15 protein-coding genes and 1 tRNA gene are annotated in these 18,585 nt (G+C 65.0%); 6 read left to right on the forward strand and 10 right to left on the reverse strand.

Annotation, left to right across the window (positions count from 1 at the left end; translation table 11 throughout):
* Positions 1-9 precede the first annotated feature (9 nt).
* Together C0541_RS11950 and hisS are read right to left on the reverse strand one after the other, a co-directional pair.
* The gene (locus C0541_RS11950) at positions 10-336 is read right to left on the reverse strand and encodes a YerC/YecD family TrpR-related protein (protein WP_115048607.1); all 327 of its coding nucleotides are present in this window, start codon (positions 334-336) and stop codon (positions 10-12) included.
* A 223-nt stretch (positions 337-559) separates the two neighbouring features.
* Positions 560-1,996, reverse strand: a complete 1,437-nt coding sequence (hisS, locus tag C0541_RS11955; protein WP_115048609.1) for a histidine--tRNA ligase — start codon at positions 1,994-1,996, stop codon at positions 560-562.
* A gap of 246 nt (positions 1,997-2,242) precedes the next feature.
* Between hisS and C0541_RS11960 the strand changes: the two genes are divergently transcribed.
* Entirely contained in the window at positions 2,243-2,866 is a 624-nt protein-coding gene (locus C0541_RS11960) for a Crp/Fnr family transcriptional regulator (RefSeq protein ID WP_161960030.1), read from the forward strand.
* A gap of 91 nt (positions 2,867-2,957) precedes the next feature.
* Here C0541_RS11960 and C0541_RS11965 read toward each other — a convergent pair whose 3' ends face one another.
* A complete protein-coding gene (locus C0541_RS11965; RefSeq protein WP_115048613.1) occupies positions 2,958-3,704 on the reverse strand; it encodes a murein L,D-transpeptidase catalytic domain family protein in 747 nt (248 codons plus the stop codon).
* A gap of 101 nt (positions 3,705-3,805) precedes the next feature.
* Positions 3,806-5,116, reverse strand: coding sequence for a threonine synthase (gene thrC, locus C0541_RS11970; protein ID WP_193725944.1), 1,311 nt, complete (start codon positions 5,114-5,116; stop codon positions 3,806-3,808).
* 143 nt (positions 5,117-5,259) lie between these two features.
* Here thrC and C0541_RS11975 point away from each other — a divergent pair, with 143 nt between their 5' ends.
* Positions 5,260-5,574, forward strand: a complete 315-nt coding sequence (locus tag C0541_RS11975; RefSeq protein ID WP_115048617.1) for an EthD family reductase — start codon at positions 5,260-5,262, stop codon at positions 5,572-5,574.
* A 74-nt stretch (positions 5,575-5,648) separates the two neighbouring features.
* On the opposite strand, the gene C0541_RS11980 is transcribed toward C0541_RS11975, so the two are convergent.
* From C0541_RS11980 to C0541_RS11990, 3 genes are all read right to left on the reverse strand, one after another.
* A complete protein-coding gene (locus C0541_RS11980; RefSeq protein ID WP_115048619.1) occupies positions 5,649-6,599 on the reverse strand; it encodes a homoserine kinase in 951 nt (316 codons plus the stop codon).
* Between the two features lie 29 nt (positions 6,600-6,628).
* The gene (gene thrA / locus C0541_RS11985; protein WP_115048621.1) at positions 6,629-9,136 is read right to left on the reverse strand and encodes a bifunctional aspartate kinase/homoserine dehydrogenase I; all 2,508 of its coding nucleotides are present in this window, start codon (positions 9,134-9,136) and stop codon (positions 6,629-6,631) included.
* A gap of 521 nt (positions 9,137-9,657) precedes the next feature.
* Positions 9,658-10,143: a TspO/MBR family protein gene (locus C0541_RS11990; RefSeq protein ID WP_115048623.1), complete on the reverse strand. Its 486-nt coding sequence runs from the start codon at positions 10,141-10,143 to the stop codon at positions 9,658-9,660.
* 799 nt (positions 10,144-10,942) lie between these two features.
* On the opposite strand from C0541_RS11990, the gene C0541_RS11995 reads away from it, so the two are divergent.
* The 4 genes from C0541_RS11995 to pgaD are packed head-to-tail and all read left to right on the forward strand — an operon-like array spanning position 10,943 to position 16,481.
* Complete coding sequence (locus C0541_RS11995; protein ID WP_115048625.1) at positions 10,943-12,901, forward strand: tetratricopeptide repeat protein; 1,959 nt, start codon at positions 10,943-10,945, stop codon at positions 12,899-12,901.
* Positions 12,883-14,781 (forward strand): poly-beta-1,6-N-acetyl-D-glucosamine N-deacetylase PgaB, encoded by a 1,899-nt coding sequence (gene pgaB, locus C0541_RS12000; protein WP_115048627.1) that lies wholly within the window; start codon positions 12,883-12,885, stop codon positions 14,779-14,781. Before C0541_RS11995 ends, pgaB begins: the two co-directional genes overlap by 19 nt.
* Positions 14,782-14,784: 3 nt before the next feature.
* Complete coding sequence (pgaC, locus tag C0541_RS12005) at positions 14,785-16,038, forward strand: poly-beta-1,6-N-acetyl-D-glucosamine synthase (protein ID WP_115048629.1); 1,254 nt, start codon at positions 14,785-14,787, stop codon at positions 16,036-16,038.
* The gene (gene pgaD, locus C0541_RS12010; RefSeq protein WP_115048630.1) at positions 16,035-16,481 is read left to right on the forward strand and encodes a poly-beta-1,6-N-acetyl-D-glucosamine biosynthesis protein PgaD; all 447 of its coding nucleotides are present in this window, start codon (positions 16,035-16,037) and stop codon (positions 16,479-16,481) included. Before pgaC ends, pgaD begins: the two co-directional genes overlap by 4 nt.
* A gap of 121 nt (positions 16,482-16,602) precedes the next feature.
* On the opposite strand, the gene C0541_RS12015 is transcribed toward pgaD, so the two are convergent.
* The 3 genes from C0541_RS12015 to C0541_RS12025 all read right to left on the reverse strand — a co-directional run bounded on the left by C0541_RS12015 (position 16,603) and on the right by C0541_RS12025 (position 18,496).
* Entirely contained in the window at positions 16,603-17,358 is a 756-nt protein-coding gene (locus C0541_RS12015; protein ID WP_115048632.1) for an HIRAN domain-containing protein, read from the reverse strand.
* Entirely contained in the window at positions 17,355-18,263 is a 909-nt protein-coding gene (locus C0541_RS12020) for a hypothetical protein (protein WP_115048635.1), read from the reverse strand. Before C0541_RS12020 ends, C0541_RS12015 begins: the two co-directional genes overlap by 4 nt.
* Positions 18,264-18,422: 159 nt before the next feature.
* Positions 18,423-18,496 (reverse strand) — tRNA-Arg (locus C0541_RS12025).
* Positions 18,497-18,585: the final 89 nt, after the last annotated feature.

Here is an 18,585-nt window from a genome sequence, read left to right on the forward strand (position 1 = left end):
CTTGTTCTCTCAGTGGGATTCGACAGGGCGCGCCGATTGCTCGCGCAGGGCCTCGGCATAGCCGCCGGCGCCATGTTCCAGGGTGCGCGCAACGCGCCCGATGGTGGTCACGCTGACCTGGGTCAGCTCGTGGATCTCGCGATACGGCACGCCCTTGATTAACAAGGGCACCACCCGCCAGCGGTCGGACATGGCCTCCAGCTCGGCGGGCGTGCACAGGTCGCGCAGAAAGGCCTCGACCGCACCGGGGTCCTTCAGGCACGCCAGCGCATCGGCCAGCATCTTGAGGGAGGCGGCGGCATCGGCACTTTCGCGGGGGGCAGGTCGTTGTTTCATTGCGTTAATGTAATAGCGTGTTAGCACATTAACGCAAACACGGGCCATGGGACAAGCCCGGCGAGTGGAGCGTTCAGAGAAGTTCCAAACCGTGTGGCGAGTCAGAAACGACAAACCCACCGGCACCAAGGTGCCGATGGGCCTGTTTGTGCGTTGGCATGCGCCCAGCGCTGCGGGCTGCCTTCACCGACCTGGCGACGCCCTCCCGCTGCGTCCAGCGACATCAATCGCCGCTGACGCCCCCGGCCACCAGCATCGCCCTGGCCTGCTCCAGCTCCACCAGCAAGGTGCTGGCCAGCTCGTCGCGGGCCACCTCGAACTGCTGCTCGCGCACCAGGTCCTTGACCGCCACCACCCCGCGCGCCAGCTCGTCGTCGCCGGCCAGCACCACGAAGCGGATGCCTGCGCGCGCGGCGTACTGGAACTGCTTGCCGATCTTCTTCGGCTCCATCTGCACTTCGGTATTGATGCCGCCGATGCGCAGCCGGCGCGCGATATCCAGCGCATCGCCCAGGCGTGACTCGTCCATCAGCGCCACCATCGCGTGCACGCTGCTCTCGGCGATGCCCTGGATCAGGCCGGCCTCGCGCAGCTGCCAGAACAGCCGGGTCAGGCCGATCGAAATGCCCACGCCGGGCAATTTGGACTTGGTGTAGTGGCTGGCCAGGCTTTCATAGCGGCCGCCCGAGCAGATCGAGCCGATCTGCGGGTGGTCGGTCAGCGTGGTCTCGTAGACGGTGCCGGTGTAATAGTCCAGCCCGCGCGCGATCGAGAAGTTCAGGCAGTACGCGCTCTCGGGCACGCCCAGCGCCTTGACCAGCTCCAGCACTTCGCGCAGCTCGGCGATGCCCTCGCCCAGGGTCGCGCTCGCAGCGACCGAGGCCTCCAGCGCCTGCAGCTGCGCCAGCGCATCGGCATGCCCGTTCGAGCGCACCGCCACGAAGGCCAGGATCCTGTCGACCTGCGCGGCGGCGATGCCGAAGCCTTCGCCCACCAGCGTGTCGCGCACGTAGTCGGCGCCGCGCTTGTCGATCTTGTCGACCTCGCGCAACACCGCCAGCTGCAGCTCGCCCTCGGCCACGCCCAGGCTTTCGAAGAAGCCGCGCAGCAGCTTGCGGTTGTTCAACTGCACCTTGAAATCGCCGATGCCCAGCTCGGCGAACACCGCGTGGATCACCGCCAGTACTTCGGCGTCGTAGCGGATGCTCAGCGCGTCCTTGCCGATCACGTCGATGTCGCACTGGTAGAACTCGCGGAAACGCCCGCGCTGGGCACGCTCGCCGCGATACACCCGCTGCATCTGGTAGCGGCGGAACGGGAAGCTCAGCTCGTGCTCGTGCTCGGCCACATAGCGGGCCAGCGGCACGGTCAGGTCGAAGCGCAGCGCCAGCTCCGGCAGGCCGCCACTCTCGGCACCCTCGTCGGCAGCGGCAGCGGCATTGGCCAGCGCGCCGGTGGACTGCACGAAGTACACCTGGCGCTCGGTCTCGCCACCGGACTTGGTCAGCAACACATCCGACAGCTCGAACACCGGCGTTTCGACCGGCAGGAACCCGAACCGCTCGTAGTTGCGGCGGATGACGTCCAGCATGCGCTGGAACGCGATCTGCTCGCGCGGCAGCAATTCCATGATGCCGGGCGGCGTACGGGGCTTGATCACGAGCGAAACTCCTGCAGGGCAATATGGCGAACGCGCAATTCTACCGGCTGGGCGGCCGCGCTGACCGCATGGCGTATCATTCACACGCATTCCAGCAGTGCGTGACTCATGTACCGGCAGCTTCCAGACCCCAGCACGACCTGCCCGGCGCCAAGCGCGGCCGGGAGCAGCGATGCGCGCGGTTCCGACTGCGCACAGTGCGCGGTCCGTGGCCGGGCCATCTGCGCGGCACTGTCGCCGCAGGAAATGGACGCACTCGACCAGGCCACCAGCGCCCAGTCGTATGCGCCCGGCAGCACCCTGGTGCGCGCCGGCGACACCCGCCAGCACGTCTATACGCTGACCTCCGGTGCGCTGCGCATGGTGCGCACGCTGGCCGACGGCCGCCGCCAGGTCACCGGCTTCGTGCTGCCCGGCGACTATGTCGGCCTGACCGAAACGCCGCAGCACCGCCACGATATCGAAGCCATCATCGACAGCCGGGTCTGCCGCACGCCGATGGCGCAGATGCGCCAGTTGCGTGAGCGCTACCCGCAGCTGGAACGCAAGCTGCTGCAGCGCGCCAGCATGGAACTGGCCGCCGCGCAGGACACCGGCCTGCTGCTGGCGCGCCTGCAACCGGGCGAACGGCTGGCGCATTTCCTGCTGCGCCTGGCCGCCCGCTCCACCCAGCCCGGCGCCAGCGGCGACACCGTCGCGCTGCCGATGAGCCGTAGCGATATCGCCGACCATCTCGGGCTGACCGTGGAAACGGTCAGCCGCACCTTCACCAAGCTCAAGCAACAGCAGTTGATCGCGCTACCGCAGCTCCACCTGGTGCAGATCCTCAACTACACGGCGCTGCGTCGCCTGGCAGGCGATACCGTCTGAAACCGGCCAGCCGGCGGGATCGCTGCGACGGGCAGGCAGGCACACCCACTGCTGACGCAGGCAATGCGGACGCTGGTCACCCCGTCACGCCTCAGCGCCCACCCACATCGGCACTGGCCACCGACGCACCGCATCCGCCGCCCAGCAGCCGCGATTGCCGCAGCCAGGCCCGATCCGGGTAGTAGGCGAACACGAAGGCGCCTTCACGCAAGGTATCGATCAACTGTCTGGCCACCGCCGGACGCACCGCCGGGCAGCCCAGGCTGCGGCCGAGCCGGCCCTGGGTGCGGATCACCGCCTCGCTGACGTAGGGCGCACCATGGATCACGATCGCGCGATCGCGCGCATGGTCGTTGAAGCCCGGCTCCAGGCCCTTGAGCCGTAGCGAATAACCGTTGTGGCCGGTATACGACTCCTGCGCGGTGAATGCGCCCAGGCTGGACTGGAAACTGCCGTCGTCATTGGAGAACTTGGCCGCCAGGTTGTTGCCGGTATTGCGCCCGTGCGCCACCCATTCCTGGAACAGCAGCCGCTGCCGCTCCAGGTCGAACACCCACAGCCGGCGCTCGGTCGACGGCCGGCTGTAGTCGATGACGCTGAGCACGCGCTCGGCACCCACCTGCTGGCGCTGCCGCGCGCATTGCAGGGCCTCGGCCGCCAGCGCGAGCACCTGGCGATCCAGCGACGGCGCCTGCCGCGCCAGTGCATCGACCAGCCCGATACGCGGTGCGCCCAGCCCAGGCAAGGGCGAGGCGGAAATGGCATCGGCCGCGCTGGCCGTTCCGGCCGTTGCCCATCCACACAACGCGGCGGCAACGGCGATCACTCGATAAGACATGCAACAACCCACAGCGGACGCGGCGCCACGCCGGGGCCGCACCCACTACAAATAGCCCCATGGGCGGCACTTTCCAAGCCCGATACCCTGAACACGTTCGGTCAGGCCGCATCCGCCAGCAGGCGCTGCCGGAACGCGGCGTAGTCCGGCGCCAGCGTTTCGGCATGCGCCGGACGCTGCAGCAGCGCGGCCAGCGCCGGTGGAACCTCCACTGCACGCCCGATCAGGGGCTCGACCACGCCTTCGAACTTGGCCGGATGCGCGGTGGCGGCCACCGCCCAGTCGCCGGTGCCGCCCTCGGCTCCTTCCGCGCGCAGCTGCTCCAGCACATGCACGGCGGTGGCGGTATGCGGGCAATGCACTTCGCCATAGCGGGCAAAGCGCTGCTGCACGGTGTGGCGGATCGCCGCATCGTCCACCGAAAGCGCACGGAAGGCCTCGCGCAACGCGGCATCGTCGCCGTCGTAGAGCCAGCGCAGCCGTTCGAAGTTGCTCGGCGCGCCCACGTCCATTGCATTGGCCAGCGTCGCCACGCTGGGCTGCGGCGCGTAATCGTCGCCGGCAAAATAATCCGGCAACACATGATTGGCATTGGACGCCAGCGCGATGCGGCCCAGCGGCACGCCGAGCGCGCGCGCCAGGATCGCCGCCAGCCCGTTGCCCAGGTTGCCGGTGGGCACCACCAGGTTCAGCGCGGCACCTGTGCCGGCATGGTGCTGCAGGGCGGCGTGCGCGTAGTAGCTCATCTGCGGCAGCAGGCGCCCCAGGCTGATGCTGTTGGCCGAACTCAGCGGCAGCTGCGCCTGCAGCGCGGCATCGTTCAGGGCCTGCTTGACCATCGCCTGGCAATCGTCGAACGAACCGGCCACGCGCAGGGCCTGGATGTTGTCGCCGAAGCAGCCCAGCTGATGCGCCTGGCGCGGCGACACGCGGCCATCCGGATACAGCACCACCACGCGCAGGCCCGGCTGGCGATGGAAGGCCGCCGCCACCGCAGCGCCGGTGTCGCCGGAAGTGGCGACCAGGATGGTGAGCGGCCGGCCTTCGGCACGCCGCAGGCGGGTCAGGCAGGCCGCAAGAAAGCGCGCACCGAAGTCCTTGAACGCGGCGGTCGGGCCATGGAACAGCTCCAGCGCGTAATCGCCGGGCGTGCCCAGGGCCACCAACGGCGCCGGGAAGTCGAACGCTTCGGCACAGATGGCCGGCAGCTCTGGCGCCAACGCATCGCCGTCGAAGAATGGCTGCAGCAACGTGGCGGCGGTGTCGGCCAGCGTGGCGCCTGCCGTCAGCGTGCGTGCCGATGGCAGGGACTGCGGCACGTACAGGCCGCCATCGGGCGCCAGGCCGGCGGCAATCGCCTGGCTCAGGCTTGCGGCGGGTGCGCCGCCACGGGTGGAGAGGAAGTTCATGATGACGACTCCAGACAAGACGAAGACGGGGTATTGCCCGTGAATGAAAACACCGGACACTGCGGCATAGCCGCGCCGCGCCGCGGCGGCGCCCGGCAAGCGCGGCGCGGCGCTATGCTGCGCGCACCTTCCAGTGGAGCCGGCAGATGATCAAGGTCAGCGTGATGTACCCCTACCGCGAAGGCGCCCGCTTCGACCACGCCTACTACCGCGACGCGCACATGCCGCTGGTGAGCGCGCGGATGGGCGCGGCCTGCCTGCGCTACACGGTGGACAAGGGCATCGGCGGCGGCGAGCCGGGCAGCCCGCCGGCCTACATCGGCATGTGCCACATCTTCTGCGAGTCGGTGGAGGCCTTCAACGCCGGCTTCGGGCCGCATGCGCAGGAAATCCTGGGCGACATTCCCAACTACACCGATCTGGCGCCGGTGATGCAGATCAGCGAGGTCGTGGTCGGTTGATGCGTGCCTTGCGCGCTGCACGGCCTGCCTGCCGTGTGCGGGCGATCGATCGACAGCGATAGGCGCACGACGGCTCATGCGAGCAACCGCGCGGCCGGGCTGGCGATCGGAGACACCCAGTGCTGGCTGTCCAGGCCAACCCCTGCGAAGGCGGCCTTCACCGCTGCGGCGGCAGCGTCGGCGGCCGCGCGCGATGCGAACCAGGCAAACACGCTGGGGCCGGCGCCGGAAATGCTGGCACCCAGGGCATCATGATCCAGCGCGGCCTGCTTGGCTGCGGCGAACCCGGCGATCAACGGCGCGCGGCGTGGTTCGATCAGCACATCACGCAGGCCCGCACGCACCAGACCGGCATCACCGGCATGGCAGCCGGCCAGCACCAGGGCCAGGTTGGTGCTCTGCGCGACGAACTCGCGCAGCTGATAGTCGCCGGCCAGGGCTTCGCGCGCGCGCCGCGTTTCCAGCACCGCGTCCGGATGCACCAGCAGGCTGTGCCACGCCGCCGGCACGTTGATCGGCACCAGACGCTCCAGCGTGCACAACACCAGGCCGCCTAGAAACAGCGGCCCCAGGTTGTCGCCATGGCGGCTGCCGCTGGCCACCGCCTCGCCATCGAGGGCGTGCTGATACAGCTGCTCGTTACTCAGCGGCGTATCCAGCAGCGCGTTGGCGGCAACCAGCGCCGCCACGCACGACGCCGCCGAACCGCCCATGCCCGAACTCAGCGCGATGCCTTTGTCGATTTCGATCTCGAAACCGAACGGCAGCGCCAGCGCCGCGCGCAACGACATCAAGGCCGCACCCGCGGTGTTGCGTTCGGCATCCAGCGGCAGGGCCACCGTGGTGCCGCGGATGGCGGCGATGCGCACCACGGGCGCGTCGATGCGCCGCACCGTGACGGTGTCGCCGACGCCGTCGATGGGATAGCCGAGCAGATCGAATCCCACCGCCACATTCGCCACCGAGGCCGGTGCGAAGGCACGTGCCTGGCCCAGCTCGCGCGCAGCAATCGCCACCTGCTGCATCTCCGTAGCCTGGTCTGCAACCGCCTGGTTCACAAGCGTGCCCCCTCGCCCGCGGCCACCCGCAGCAGATCGGCGAACACGCCGGCCGCGGTAACTTCCGGGCCCGCACCGGGCCCCTGCACCACCAACGGGTTTTCGCAGTAGCGACGGGTGGTGAACTGCACCACGTTATCGGTCAGGCGCAGATTGGCGAAGGCGTGATCGGCCGGCAGCTCCACCAGGCCCACGCTGGGCGCGCGATCCGGCGGCAGCTGCGCGACATAGCGCAGCACATTGCCGCGCGCACGCGCATCGGCCAGGCGCTGTGCGAAGGTCGCATCCACTTCCTGCAGGCGTGCCATGAAGTCCTCCACGCTGGCCTGGCGCAGTGCTTCGGGCACCAGGCTCTCTACGTGCACATCCTCCAGGCTGATCTCGCGCCCGGCTTCGCGCGCCAGGATCACCAGCTTGCGCGCCACGTCCACACCGGACAGATCGTCGCGCGGATCCGGTTCGGTATAGCCCATGCCGCGCGCCTGCGTCACCAGTTCGGCGAACGGCACGCTGCCGTCGTACTTGTTGAACAGCCAGGCCAGGGTGCCGGAGAAGATGCCCTCGATCGAGGTCACCGCATCGCCGGTATCGACCAGATCGCGCAGCGTGGTGATCACCGGCAAGCCGGCGCCCACGGTGGCTTCGTAACGGAAGCGCGCGCCGCTGGCGTCGGCCGCCGCACGGATCGCCTGATACCGCTGCAACGGGCCGGAGCCGGCCTGTTTGTTAGGCGTCACCACGTGGATGCCGGCAGCCAGCCAGTCCGCATAGCGATCTGCCACTTCCGCGCTGCCGCTGCAATCGATGATCACCGTATGCGGCAGATGCGCGGACAACAGATGCGTGGTGAAACGCTCCAGATCGGTCGCGGTGGCTGCGGAGGCGAAGGCATCGCGCCAGTTGCCGACCAGGCCGCGCTCGTCCAGCAGCATGCGGCCACGCGAGACCACCGCGCGCAGGCGCAGATCCAGGTTGGCCTTGCCCAGCAACTGCGGCTGCGCAATGCGCAACTGGTCCAGCAACGCCGCGCCCACGTTACCCGGGCCAATCACGCCCACCGAGAACGTCTGCGGCGACAGCCAGAAGCCGGCATGCGCCGCGCGCAAGGCCTTGGTCGCATGCGCCGCGTCGATCGCCACCGAGATGTTGCGCTCCGAGGAGCCCTGCGCAATCGCCAGGATATTGACCTGCGCACGCCCCAGCGACTCGAACAGCCGCGCCGCCACACCCGGCTGCCCGGCCATGCCATCGCCCACCGCCGCCAGCACGCTGATGCCGGTGGTCAGCTGCACGCGCTGCACCTGGCCGACCGTGAGTTCATGCGCGAAGGCCTGCAGCAAGGCATTGCGCGCGCGCTCGGATTCATGCTGCTTGACCACGCAGCAGATCGAATGCTCGGACGAGCCCTGCGAGATCATCACCACCGACACCTGCGCCGTGCGCAGCGCCGCGAACACGCGCTCGGCGGTGCCTGGCACGCCGATCAATCCAGTGCCTTCCAGATTCAGCACGGCCAGGTCGGGGCTGAGCGTCAGCCCCTTGATCGGCCCGCTCACCGCGCTGCTGGCGGTGATGCGCGTACCCGGATGTTCGGGCTGGAAGGTATTGCGGATGATGATCGGCAAGCCGCGCTCGATCGCCGGCGACATGGTCTGCGGGTGCACCACCTTGGCGCCGAAATAGGCCAGCTCGCAGGCCTCGTCGTAGCTCAGCGTTTCCAGCTGCACCGCTTCGGGCACCACGCGCGGATCGGCCGACAGTACGCCGTCAACGTCGGTCCAGATATGCAGCTCATCGGCATCGAACAAGGCCGCGAAAATTGCACCGGAATAATCGCTGCCGTTGCGCCCCAACGTGGTGATGCGGTCGGCGCGGTCGCGCGCCACGAAGCCGGTGACCACCACGCGCGTCTGCGGATGCGCCTGGCGCCAGCTCGCAAGCCGCTGCGCGCTGGTGTCCCAATCCACATCGACACCGAGTTCGCCGCGGTTGACCACCAGCACATCGCGCGCATCCAGCACCGCGCAATCCTCGCCAAGCGCGCGAAAATGATCGCCCAGCAACTGCGCCGAATACACCTCGCCCAGGCCTTGCACGCGGTCGAGCACCTCGCGCGGCAGCTCGCCGATCACCGCCAAGGCGCCGAGGATTTGCGACAGGTGCTCGAAGCGCTCGTCCAGCCACTCCACCGTCGGCCCGGAATGCTCGCCCAGCAGGGCTACCGCCGCACCGCGATGGCGCGCCCGCGTTTCATGCCAGCGCTCGCGCCATTCGGGGCGGTTCTGCGCGGCCAGTTCGGCCAGTGCGATCAACGCATCGGTCACCCCCTTCATCGCCGACACCACGGTGACCTGCACGGTCTCCTCGCGCGCCAGCAACAACTGCGCCACATGCCGGTAGCGCTCGGCATCAGCTACTGAGGTGCCGCCGAATTTGTGCACGACGGTGCGCGCAGAGGACGCGAGAACAGCAGCGGGTTCGAGTGAAACAGCAAGCGATGACATCGACAGACCTCGTTGGGGAGGCCCCGTCCGCATCAGATGAGGGAGGAAAGCCCCCGCATCCTGATCCGGGTGCGGGGCCGTTGTTTTCGGAAGTTACGCGAAGACGACGGGCCGCACCGGGCGAATGGTGACGGTGGTAATGGTGGTGCTAATGCCGGCCACGCCCGCACCCGGCCGCAGCTGCGGCTGACAGGTAAGCGAAGCGGTGGCGAAAGCATCAGGCATGGAGGCAAAAGACATCACCGGGGCGAAGGCTGTCAAGCGCCGCGTATCACGCCTGCCTCGCGCAACACCACGTCTGCACAGAAAGCCTTGCGGGACAAAGATTTAAGCAAGGCAGTCCCAAACGATTGATTGCCATGGAAACTTTTTATGCGCCGAGCCGAGCGGCGCTTGCGCAGCATCCTGTCGCGGAGACCTGGTGCCGGACGACGCCGGTTCCGGCTAACTCAGCGTAGCGACCACGCCCCTTCTCGCGCCGAACACACGGATGCATCAGCCACTTTCGACCGATGCAGGACTTAGCCAAGCACCTGCGGGTTGAGCTGCCACACCGCGTAGTTCAACGCAGCCGCGAAACTCACCCACAGCAGGTAGGGCACCAACAGCCACCCAGCAGTGCGCTGCCGCCTGGCGAACGCCGCAATCGTCAGCACCAACGTCAACCACAGCGCGACGATATCGGCAAACGCCCACGCCCCCATGTGCCAGGCAAAGAACAACCAGCTCCACAAGCCATTCAAGCCCAGCTGCAGCAGGAACAGACCCAGTGCCCCACACGCACTGCTCCACCCATCGCGGCGCCAGACCAGCCACACCGACACCGCCATCATCCCGTACAACACCGTCCACACCGGCCCGAACAACCAACCAGGCGGCGCCCAATCCGGCCGCTGCAACCCGGCGTAGAAGCTCGCCGCCTTGATCGACGCCGCCGCCCCCAGCGCCGCCACCAGATAGCACAGCACCAACCAGCCCAACAGCCCCAGCCATCGCGATTTACGCATCCGTTTCCCGTCCACTCTGATTTACCGCCTATCTTTTTTTCCTGAAAAATCGATGACCGCGGCACCGGTTCCCACACTTCCTCGGCACCAAACCGCATGACCCGGGACATCAAAGCAAGAAAGCGCCATCTCGATGGCAATGTTCACCTCACCGCATTTTCGGCGGCCTGCCCGATCCGTTTGCCTGTCTGCATGTTCAATAGTCCTGTCGACCCCAGTCCAAACCCATCACCTCACCAAACCGATTAACTCAACGCAAGATCAATCGACACTTCACGATTAAGCAGCAGTAACACCATTTCCGCGAAACCCGCCGACGGCAATGCCACGGGCAAGATCCTACCCACCCGGACGCTACGATCAGGTAGTCACGCTGGAGTCGTGCAAGTTGCAGCGTGAGATTGCCGATCACGGGCCGGCTCGTTTCGTTTCGCTTCCCCCGTCATATAAAAAACCACCTCGTTCACCGATAGGTGGCGTTCTGATCGTCGAATTGGCACATAAATGTGACTTACATCGCATTTCTAACGAACTGATCCGATGAAGGTAGCGTTAAATTGGTGATGACGTAGACTTTACATAGGCATACGCAGTATCGCCGGTCGTCATACGCCTGGATCGCTAATGCACTGCCCCTTCCCCCAGCTTTCGCAACCACGTGCGTCGCGGTTGTCCTGACCGCACGGGCGCACTCACTCCTCTGCTCAGCCTCGCCTTGATCGCCCTATGTGTGCCCCAGGCACACAGTGGCGAAGTGCGGCCGAACGGAGTGCCTGACGCCTCCATTGCCCTTACTCCCATGCAGCAGGCCGAGCACCTACGCGGCCAGCAGCGCTATGCGGATGCCTTGGCCCTTTATCAGCGGGTACTGCGTGCAGACCCACGCGATCGCGGCGCCTACACCATGCGTGCGATCACGCTGAGCGACCTCGGTAGCGCACAGCTCGCGGCAGAGGCCGTGTGGCGGCATCCGGACTGGTTTTCGCAGCAGGAGCGCGAGCGCATCGAAAACGACCGCGTCGCCCGCATGATCGGTTGGGCCAGCGCCGAGCCCATTGATGCTGCGCACCGCTACGCGGAGACCGACCAGGCCTTGGCCAACGTCGCCCGCATCGAACGCGAATCACCGCCGAAGGCAGCGTGGGAAGCCACCCGGCTGCGTGTCGACAGCCTGGTCGCGCTCAACCAGCGCCAGCGCCATCGCGACGTGCTGGCCAACTATCAGGCATTGAAGGCGGAAGGCATCGACGTCCCCGCATACGTACTGCCCACGGTCGGCGATTCGCTGATGGGCCTGCGCCGCCCGGCCGAGGCCGAGGCGGTGCTCCGGCAAGCCTTGCAGCACAGTCCCGATGACTTCAATACGCAGCTGTTGCTGGGCTATGCGTTACTGGAACAGGAGCGCTTCGATCTGGCGATGCCGCTGTTCGAAAAACTCACAACCACGCAGGCACCGTGGCCGCGTCGCAATGGGGCGAGCAGCGGTTACGAAAACTGGGATCGCTTCAGCGCAGACATCGCCCTGGCCACCGCACGCTCGGCGGCCAACGACAATCGCGGCGCGGACCGCCTGCTACGCGAGCGCGTGGCCATCGGCCCCGACAATGCGGAACTGCAGGCGGCACTGGCCTCGATCGAATTCCGCCGTGGTCACCCCGGCAAAGCGCTGCAGCGTGACGCGCTGGCATTGACGCTGGATCCGCATCAGAAGCAGGCGCGCAGTGGCATGGTCGAAGCACAGCGCGATCTGGATCGCCTGGATCTGGCCGAGGCGACCTTCGCGCCGCTGCGCAAGGAATATCCGGATGACGCCGGCCTGCAACGGCTGGGTGCTTCGCTGGAACGCCAACGTGGCTGGCAGGTGCATCTGAGCCATGCACGCGGACGCAGCGATAACGACACCCTGACCAACAGCACCTCGCCGCTGGGCAACGACTTCGGTAGTACGTTGCTGGAAGCCGAATCGCCGTTTCTCGGCCAAGGCTGGCGTGTGGGTTTGCGTGCACGCGACGATTGGGCCGATTTCCGGGACACGCGCGTGCGCTATCGCAGCTTCTGGCTGGGCACGCATTACCGCTACGACCGGCTCGATTTCAGTGCTTACGGCGGACGTGCGCTCGACGACTTCGATCGCGATGGCACCGCCTGGGCGCTGGATGCCGGCTGGCGGTTTTCCGATGCCTGGTACGGCAGCCTGGCCTGGCGCACACGCGATCCGGACGCCTCATTGCAGGCACGCCGTTTCGGCATCACTGGCGACAGCATCGGCGCCGCCCTGCGCTGGACACCAAACGACGAAAGCCGTTGGGAACTGCAGGCACGCCAGCTGCGCTACAGCGACGGCAATCGGCGCGATCAGCTGGATCTGTCCGGCAGCCAGCGCCTGTGGGCCAGCCCGCACGTGCTGCTCGATGGCCTGTTCACCGCTTCGGCCGGACGCGCCGAAGACGACCGCGCCGTCAATTACTTCAATCCGCGCCGCAACTCTGCGGTGGCCGCTGGCGTGCGCATCGATCAGATCGGCTGGCGTCGCTACGACTACGCGTTCCGGCAGCGGCTGGAGGTCACGGTCGGGCCGACCTATCAGTCCGGCTTCGGCAGCCAGTGGGTGCCCAGCGCGGCGTATCGACACCTGTGGTCGCTGGGCGACGGCAGTGCGCTGAGCTACGGCGTGAGCTGGTCGCGCCCGGTCTACGACGGTCAGCGCGAACAACAACTTGGATTCGACCTGGATTTCCGATGGGGAGGTACGCCTTGATCCGCCTGCCGCTGTTGCTGGTCGCCTTGCTGCTGATGACGTTCGCGTCGTCGGCGCAGGCGGGCCTGCTGGTGCTCAGCTACCACGATGTTCGCGACGACGTCGCCGCCAAGGGCGATCCCGATCGTTATGCGGTGTCCACCAGCAACTTCGCCGCGCATCTGGACTGGCTGCGCTCGCACGCCTATCACCCGGTGAGTGTGCAGCAGGTCCTGGATGCACGTGCCGGCAGGCGCGCCCTGCCCTCCAGGCCGGTGCTACTGACCTTCGACGATGGCTTGCGCAGCGTCTACACGCGTGTGTTCCCCTTATTGCAGGCCTATGGCTATCCCGCGCTGGTCGCACCGGTCACCAGCTGGGTCGAATTGCCGGCCGACCAGGTGGTGCCCTACGGCCATCGCGATTTCACCCACGATGATTTCGTCACCTGGGCACAACTGCGCGAAATGCAGGACAGCGGCCTGATCGAAATCGGTTCGCACAGCGACGATCTGCACAAAGGTATCCCCGGCAATCCATTCGGCAATCAGACCCCGGCAGCGGTCACCCGTCGTTGGGAAGCGGGCAAGGGCTATGAGAGCGAAGCGGATTATCGCCAGCGCATCCAGACCGATCTGCGCCATAGCCGCGACGCCATCGTGGCGCACCTGGGCAAACCGCCGCGCGCCATGGTGTGGCCGTATGCCGCCTACAACCGCGCCAGCAACGCCATTGCCGCGCAACTGGGCATGACGCTCAGCTTTGACCTGGAAGGCCGTTCGCACGAAGCCGATATCGGCCAGCAGGGCCGCGACCGCGTGGACGGGCAATCGCTGGCCAGCCTCGGCCGCCTGTTGCTGTTCAACAACCCCGATGTGCGCGACCTGGCCGGCGAACTGCGACGCGACCTGTCGCGCGATGGCCTGCGTGCGATCCAGATCGATCTGGATTACGTCTACGACCCGGACCCGGCGCAGCTGGCACGCAACCTCGACATCCTGGTCCAGCGCGTCAAGGACATCGGCCCCAGTCATGTGTTCCTGCAGGCCTTCGCCGACCCTGATGGCGATGGCGCAGCCGATGCGCTGTACTTCCCCAACCGGCATCTGCCGATGCGCGCGGATCTGTTCGGGCGTGTGGCCTGGCAGCTGCGCACCCGTGCCGGCGTGCGCGTCTTCGCCTGGTTGCCGGTGCTGGGCTTCCATCTGCCCGATGCACGGCAGCAGGCCGCGCTGCAGATTCGCGGCAAGGACCCGAAGGATGTGCCGCGCCTGGATCCGGGCAACCCGCGCACGCACCAGCTGGTCGCCGACATTTACGAAGACCTGGCTGCGAACACCTACTTCGAAGGCCTGCTGTTCCATGACGATGCCTACCTGCGCGACGACGAAGTGCCTGGCTACGGCAACGGCGATCCGGCCAGGCGCACGCAACAGCTGATCGGCTTCACCCAGGAGCTGAAAGCCGCCGCCGAACGCTGGCGCCCCAAGCTGGTGACGGTGCGCAACCTGTTCGCGCAGCCGGTGCTGGAACCGCACAGCGAAGCCTGGTTCGCGCAGCGCCTGGACGCGTTTGCTTCGGCCTACGACTACACCGCGCTGATGGCGATGCCGTACATGGAGCAGGCCAACGATCCGCAACAGTGGCTGCAGCAACTGGCACAGCGTGTCGGCCAGCAACCGCATGGTTTGGAGAACACCATTTTCGAACTGCAGACCGTGGACTGGCGCACCGGCAAGCCGCTGCCGGAAGGCGTGCTGCTCGACCACACCAAGTTGCTCCTGGCTGCGGGCGTGCGCCATCTGGCGTACTACCCCGACGACTTCATCGGCGGCCATCCGTCTCTTCCCGAAGCGCGCGAGGCCATGTCGGCTCGGCAATTCCCATATATCGAGCGGTAGCCGATGACGACCAGCCTCCTGTTGGGCGCCCTGTTCAACTTCGCGTTTTTCTATCCCATCATCATGGCGTTCTTCTGGATGATCGGAGGCACGTACTACTACCTGCGACGCGAACGCGGCACGCCCGGCCCCGGATCGCCGCCACCGCTGACCAGCGAGCCGTTCGTGTCGTTGCTGGTGCCCTGCTACAACGAGGGCAAGCATGTCGGCGAAACCATCGCCGCGATGAGCGCGCAGAACTATCCGGATTTCGAGATCATCGCCATCAACGATGGCAGCAGCGACAACACCGCCCAGGCGCTCAACGATCTCACCCATCAGCATCCGCGCCTGCGCGTGGTGCATCTGGAACAGAACCATGGCAAGGCCAACGCGCTGCGCGTTGGCACGCTGGCGTCGCGCTCGGACTATCTGGTGTGCGTGGATGCCGACGCCATCCTGGACCCGAACGCCACCCGCTGGATGGTCGGCCACCTGATCTCCGGCCCGCGCGTCGGCGGCGTCACCGGCAATCCGCGCGTGCGCAACCGCACCACGCTGATGGGCCGCATGCAGGTGGGCGAATTTTCCGCCATCGTGGGACTGATCAAGCGTGCGCAGCGTGTCTACGGACGCCTGTTCACCGTATCGGGCGTGATCTGCGCGTTCCGGCGTTCGGCGCTGCACCACGTCGGCTTCTGGTCCGACAACATGGTCACCGAAGACATCGACATCTCCTGGCGTCTGCAGCTGGACGACTGGGATATCCGCTACGAGCCCAACGCGCTGTGCTGGATCCTGATGCCGGAGACCTTCCGTGGCCTGTGGATGCAGCGCCTGCGCTGGGCACGCGGCGGCGTGGAAGTGCTGTTGAGCCATGGCCGCCGCGTGCTGTCCTGGCGCAGCCGCCGCATGTGGGGCGTACTGCTGGAATACGCACTCAGCCTGGCCTGGGCCTACACGATGCTGTTCATCATCGTGCTGTGGCTGCTCGGCAAGGCGATGACGCTGCCGCCCCTGCTGTACGTCGACACCATCCTGCCGCGCTGGCATGGGCTGGTGCTGGCGGTGGTGTGCCTGATGCAGTTCGCCACCAGCCTGGTGATCGAACGCCGCTACGAAAAAGGCCTGGCGCGCCAGTTCTTCTGGGTGATCTGGTATCCGGTCGCCTTCTGGATGATCGGCATGCTCACTGCCGTCATCGCCTTCCCACGTGCCCTGCTCGCGCGTCGCAGCAAACGCGCCCGCTGGAAAAGCCCCGACCGAGGAATCCAATGACACCGCCCATCATCAACCTGCCGCAACGCCTCGGCCGCTCGCGCCGGCTCGCCTACGGCGCCGCCACCGCCGGCGCCTGGATGGTCTACTTCTATCTGTGGGCACCACTGGCAACGCTGATCGCCTGGTTCTTCGGCCTGCGCAGCGCCTACATGGAGCTATATCTCAAGCACAACGCGCTGGACCCGTTCGCGCTGGGCGCGCTGCCGGTGATCGCACTGATGAGCGCCATCACCACCGTCGGCTGGGCCGAGTACAACCGCATCCGCTACGCCAAGGCCGACCGCCGCAAACGGCGCCCCACCGTGCCCGAACCGGAAGTCGATCAGCGCCTGGGTGTCCCCGAGCAGCTCGGCAGCCTGCTGCGCCATAGCCGCATCTCGTCGGTGGCGATGGACAAGTTTGCAAGACCGGTGGGGGTGCGGGTGGTACGGCATGGGTGAGCTGGCGGGAGAATAATGATGTAACCCTGCCGATCAAACGGGCTATGCTTGCACAGAAAAAACTTAGGCCACCCTCAGAGCAGATGGCGGGAGCAAAGCCGCTCAGGTTCTAGCGAATAGCTTATGCAATGACGTGCATTGCTTTTGGCACGTCAACCAAGGCGCGAAATTCATCCTCACGGCACGAATCGAAATCTTTTGGCCATGGGGCTACTAGCTCGCAAAGCACGCGAAAAGCAAACGGCGCACCGTCATTAACACGAATGACAGTCACTGTCACCTTGTCTTTCTGTGCTTTGAGTAAAGCACTGAACTCCATGGAAAAATAACGTGGCACGTATCCAATGAATTGACTATCACCTCCGCGATTTAGACGCAGCGCGTGGCCATCAAATTCATTTTCAGGCTCAGGTACTAATAACAACTGATCCCCGATCGCAAGCTGCAAAAATTCTTCACGGGCACTCGGGGATAAATATCGGAAGCCATGAATGAAGAATGATGCTTGATATAGACCACTCTCGTTAATTTCCGGAACTGGAATGAGCTCAATTGTGTCTGTACCTCGTAGACCACCGGTCACAGCAAGCTCATCAAAGGCAGATAGCGCTGACGCATCCTTGCCAAGCCAATCCGCGAATGCAGAGAAGTCAGCTCTATTGCGTGAGATAACCCGATTCTTCAGAAGAGGAAAAAGATCTCTTGAAAAGTAGACACAGTCCAACTTATTCATCCGACCAAAACCGGGGAACTGCGGAAACTTCTCCACACCTTTCGTATAGTGAAGTACGTAAGAATCAGGAAGCTTTTCGACACGCGCGACGGGAAACCACGAACGAGTCCTGGGCTCTTGCAAGGCCAAAAAGATCTTATTCATAAATTAACTTCTAATAGCCTTTTCCGGTTTTCAACCAAAACACATACGCCAAATTTCCTACCAACCTCGGTTATATGCGTATCAGGAACCTCCTCAAAAATACCTCGAAAATATTCTTCATCAATTCCTCGAAGTTGTTGCAGCCAATACCTACACTCGCCCTTACAGTACTGAGAGAATTCTGTGAAGGCCTGAATCGTTGTCAATCGAGACCCACTCTTACTCGCATACAGCTGACTGAGCGCCTTACAGGCATATCCATAGACTCCATGTGCAGGATTTTTTGCATCAAGCTTCATTTTTCGACGATCGTCCCTGTTCTCTCGCCCAAGGCTAGACGCGTGATCGAATGTAGGGGCCAAATAAACTGCGCCATCAGACACCAGTAAGCCCCAATTTTCCTCATGGCGATCCTGGTTTCCAATTAGCACATCTAACATCAGATATCCTGCCATGACGCCGATGGCAGTCATTGCGCTTGAGGGACGTTCCCAATTAAGTGGCGTCTTGATTTTCTTGAAACTCAATAGAGCAGCGACACGTAATGGGGTGTGAAATTGCCTGCGATCAAAGTAGGGCTTTCCGGTCTCATCAGAAGCGACTACGCCAATCAACTCGTTCCCCAAGACTAGCCGGCCACCCGGGGGGGTGAAGTTCGTACTACGCACGCCTCGCGGCTCTTTAAAATGAGCCACACCGACAGCTTCAGCCAAATCGTAGTGAGCGTGAGGTAGCCCAAGTCGTTCGGCCAACGAACAGCTCACTACTTCTGCCCAGTCCTCCCCGGATTCCGGCCGACGCGCCTTGAAGAGGTATCGACTTTCGTCGTACCAGAACTTCGGCTTCGTTCCTAGCTGCTCGAAATTCTCTAAGAATGTCGCATCGACTTGAACAACCTCTAGCATGTGAGCCTCCGAGGCCAATGCTCCTGCAAGATTACATCCAGGAACGCACGACTCAGTTGCTTACGCGCGTGCCAACTAGGCCAAGACCGCAGCCGAAACAAACTGGATTGCGCCAACTAGCGCCAGAACATTTAAGTGGCGCAAGCCATTGATTCCTTGTGACCCCGGCCCGATTCGAACGGGCGACCTTCCCCTTAGGAGGGGGACGCTCTATCCAGCTGAGCTACGGGGCCAAGGGCGGTATTGTCGCACGATCGTTGCGATTGCCAAGCCGTTGGGTAGTTGGCGGAGCCTGCTAAAATCGGCGGCTACCCGTGTCGCG

The organism is Xanthomonas arboricola (genome assembly GCF_003353015.1).
Lineage (GTDB): Bacteria > Pseudomonadota > Gammaproteobacteria > Xanthomonadales > Xanthomonadaceae > Xanthomonas > Xanthomonas arboricola_E.

What these genes read in the sequence shown, in the direction of transcription:
- thrA (WP_115048621.1), bottom strand. Translation starts at nt 9,136, where the DNA reads ATGTCATCGCTTGCTGTTTCACTCGAACCCGCTGCTGTTCTCGCGTCC.
- C0541_RS11960 (WP_161960030.1), top strand. Translation starts at nt 2,243, where the DNA reads ATGGACGCACTCGACCAGGCCACCAGCGCCCAGTCGTATGCGCCCGGC.
- C0541_RS11950 (WP_115048607.1), bottom strand. Translation starts at nt 336, where the DNA reads ATGAAACAACGACCTGCCCCCCGCGAAAGTGCCGATGCCGCCGCCTCC.
- C0541_RS11980 (WP_115048619.1), bottom strand. Translation starts at nt 6,599, where the DNA reads ATGCAGCAGGTGGCGATTGCTGCGCGCGAGCTGGGCCAGGCACGTGCC.
- C0541_RS11990 (WP_115048623.1), bottom strand. Translation starts at nt 10,143, where the DNA reads ATGCGTAAATCGCGATGGCTGGGGCTGTTGGGCTGGTTGGTGCTGTGC.
- C0541_RS12020 (WP_115048635.1), bottom strand. Translation starts at nt 18,263, where the DNA reads ATGCTAGAGGTTGTTCAAGTCGATGCGACATTCTTAGAGAATTTCGAG.
- C0541_RS11995 (WP_115048625.1), top strand. Translation starts at nt 10,943, where the DNA reads ATGCAGCAGGCCGAGCACCTACGCGGCCAGCAGCGCTATGCGGATGCC.
- C0541_RS12015 (WP_115048632.1), bottom strand. Translation starts at nt 17,358, where the DNA reads ATGAATAAGATCTTTTTGGCCTTGCAAGAGCCCAGGACTCGTTCGTGG.
- pgaD (WP_115048630.1), top strand. Translation starts at nt 16,035, where the DNA reads ATGACACCGCCCATCATCAACCTGCCGCAACGCCTCGGCCGCTCGCGC.
- pgaC (WP_115048629.1), top strand. Translation starts at nt 14,785, where the DNA reads ATGACGACCAGCCTCCTGTTGGGCGCCCTGTTCAACTTCGCGTTTTTC.
- C0541_RS11975 (WP_115048617.1), top strand. Translation starts at nt 5,260, where the DNA reads ATGATCAAGGTCAGCGTGATGTACCCCTACCGCGAAGGCGCCCGCTTC.
- C0541_RS11965 (WP_115048613.1), bottom strand. Translation starts at nt 3,704, where the DNA reads ATGTCTTATCGAGTGATCGCCGTTGCCGCCGCGTTGTGTGGATGGGCA.
- pgaB (WP_115048627.1), top strand. Translation starts at nt 12,883, where the DNA reads ATGGGGAGGTACGCCTTGATCCGCCTGCCGCTGTTGCTGGTCGCCTTG.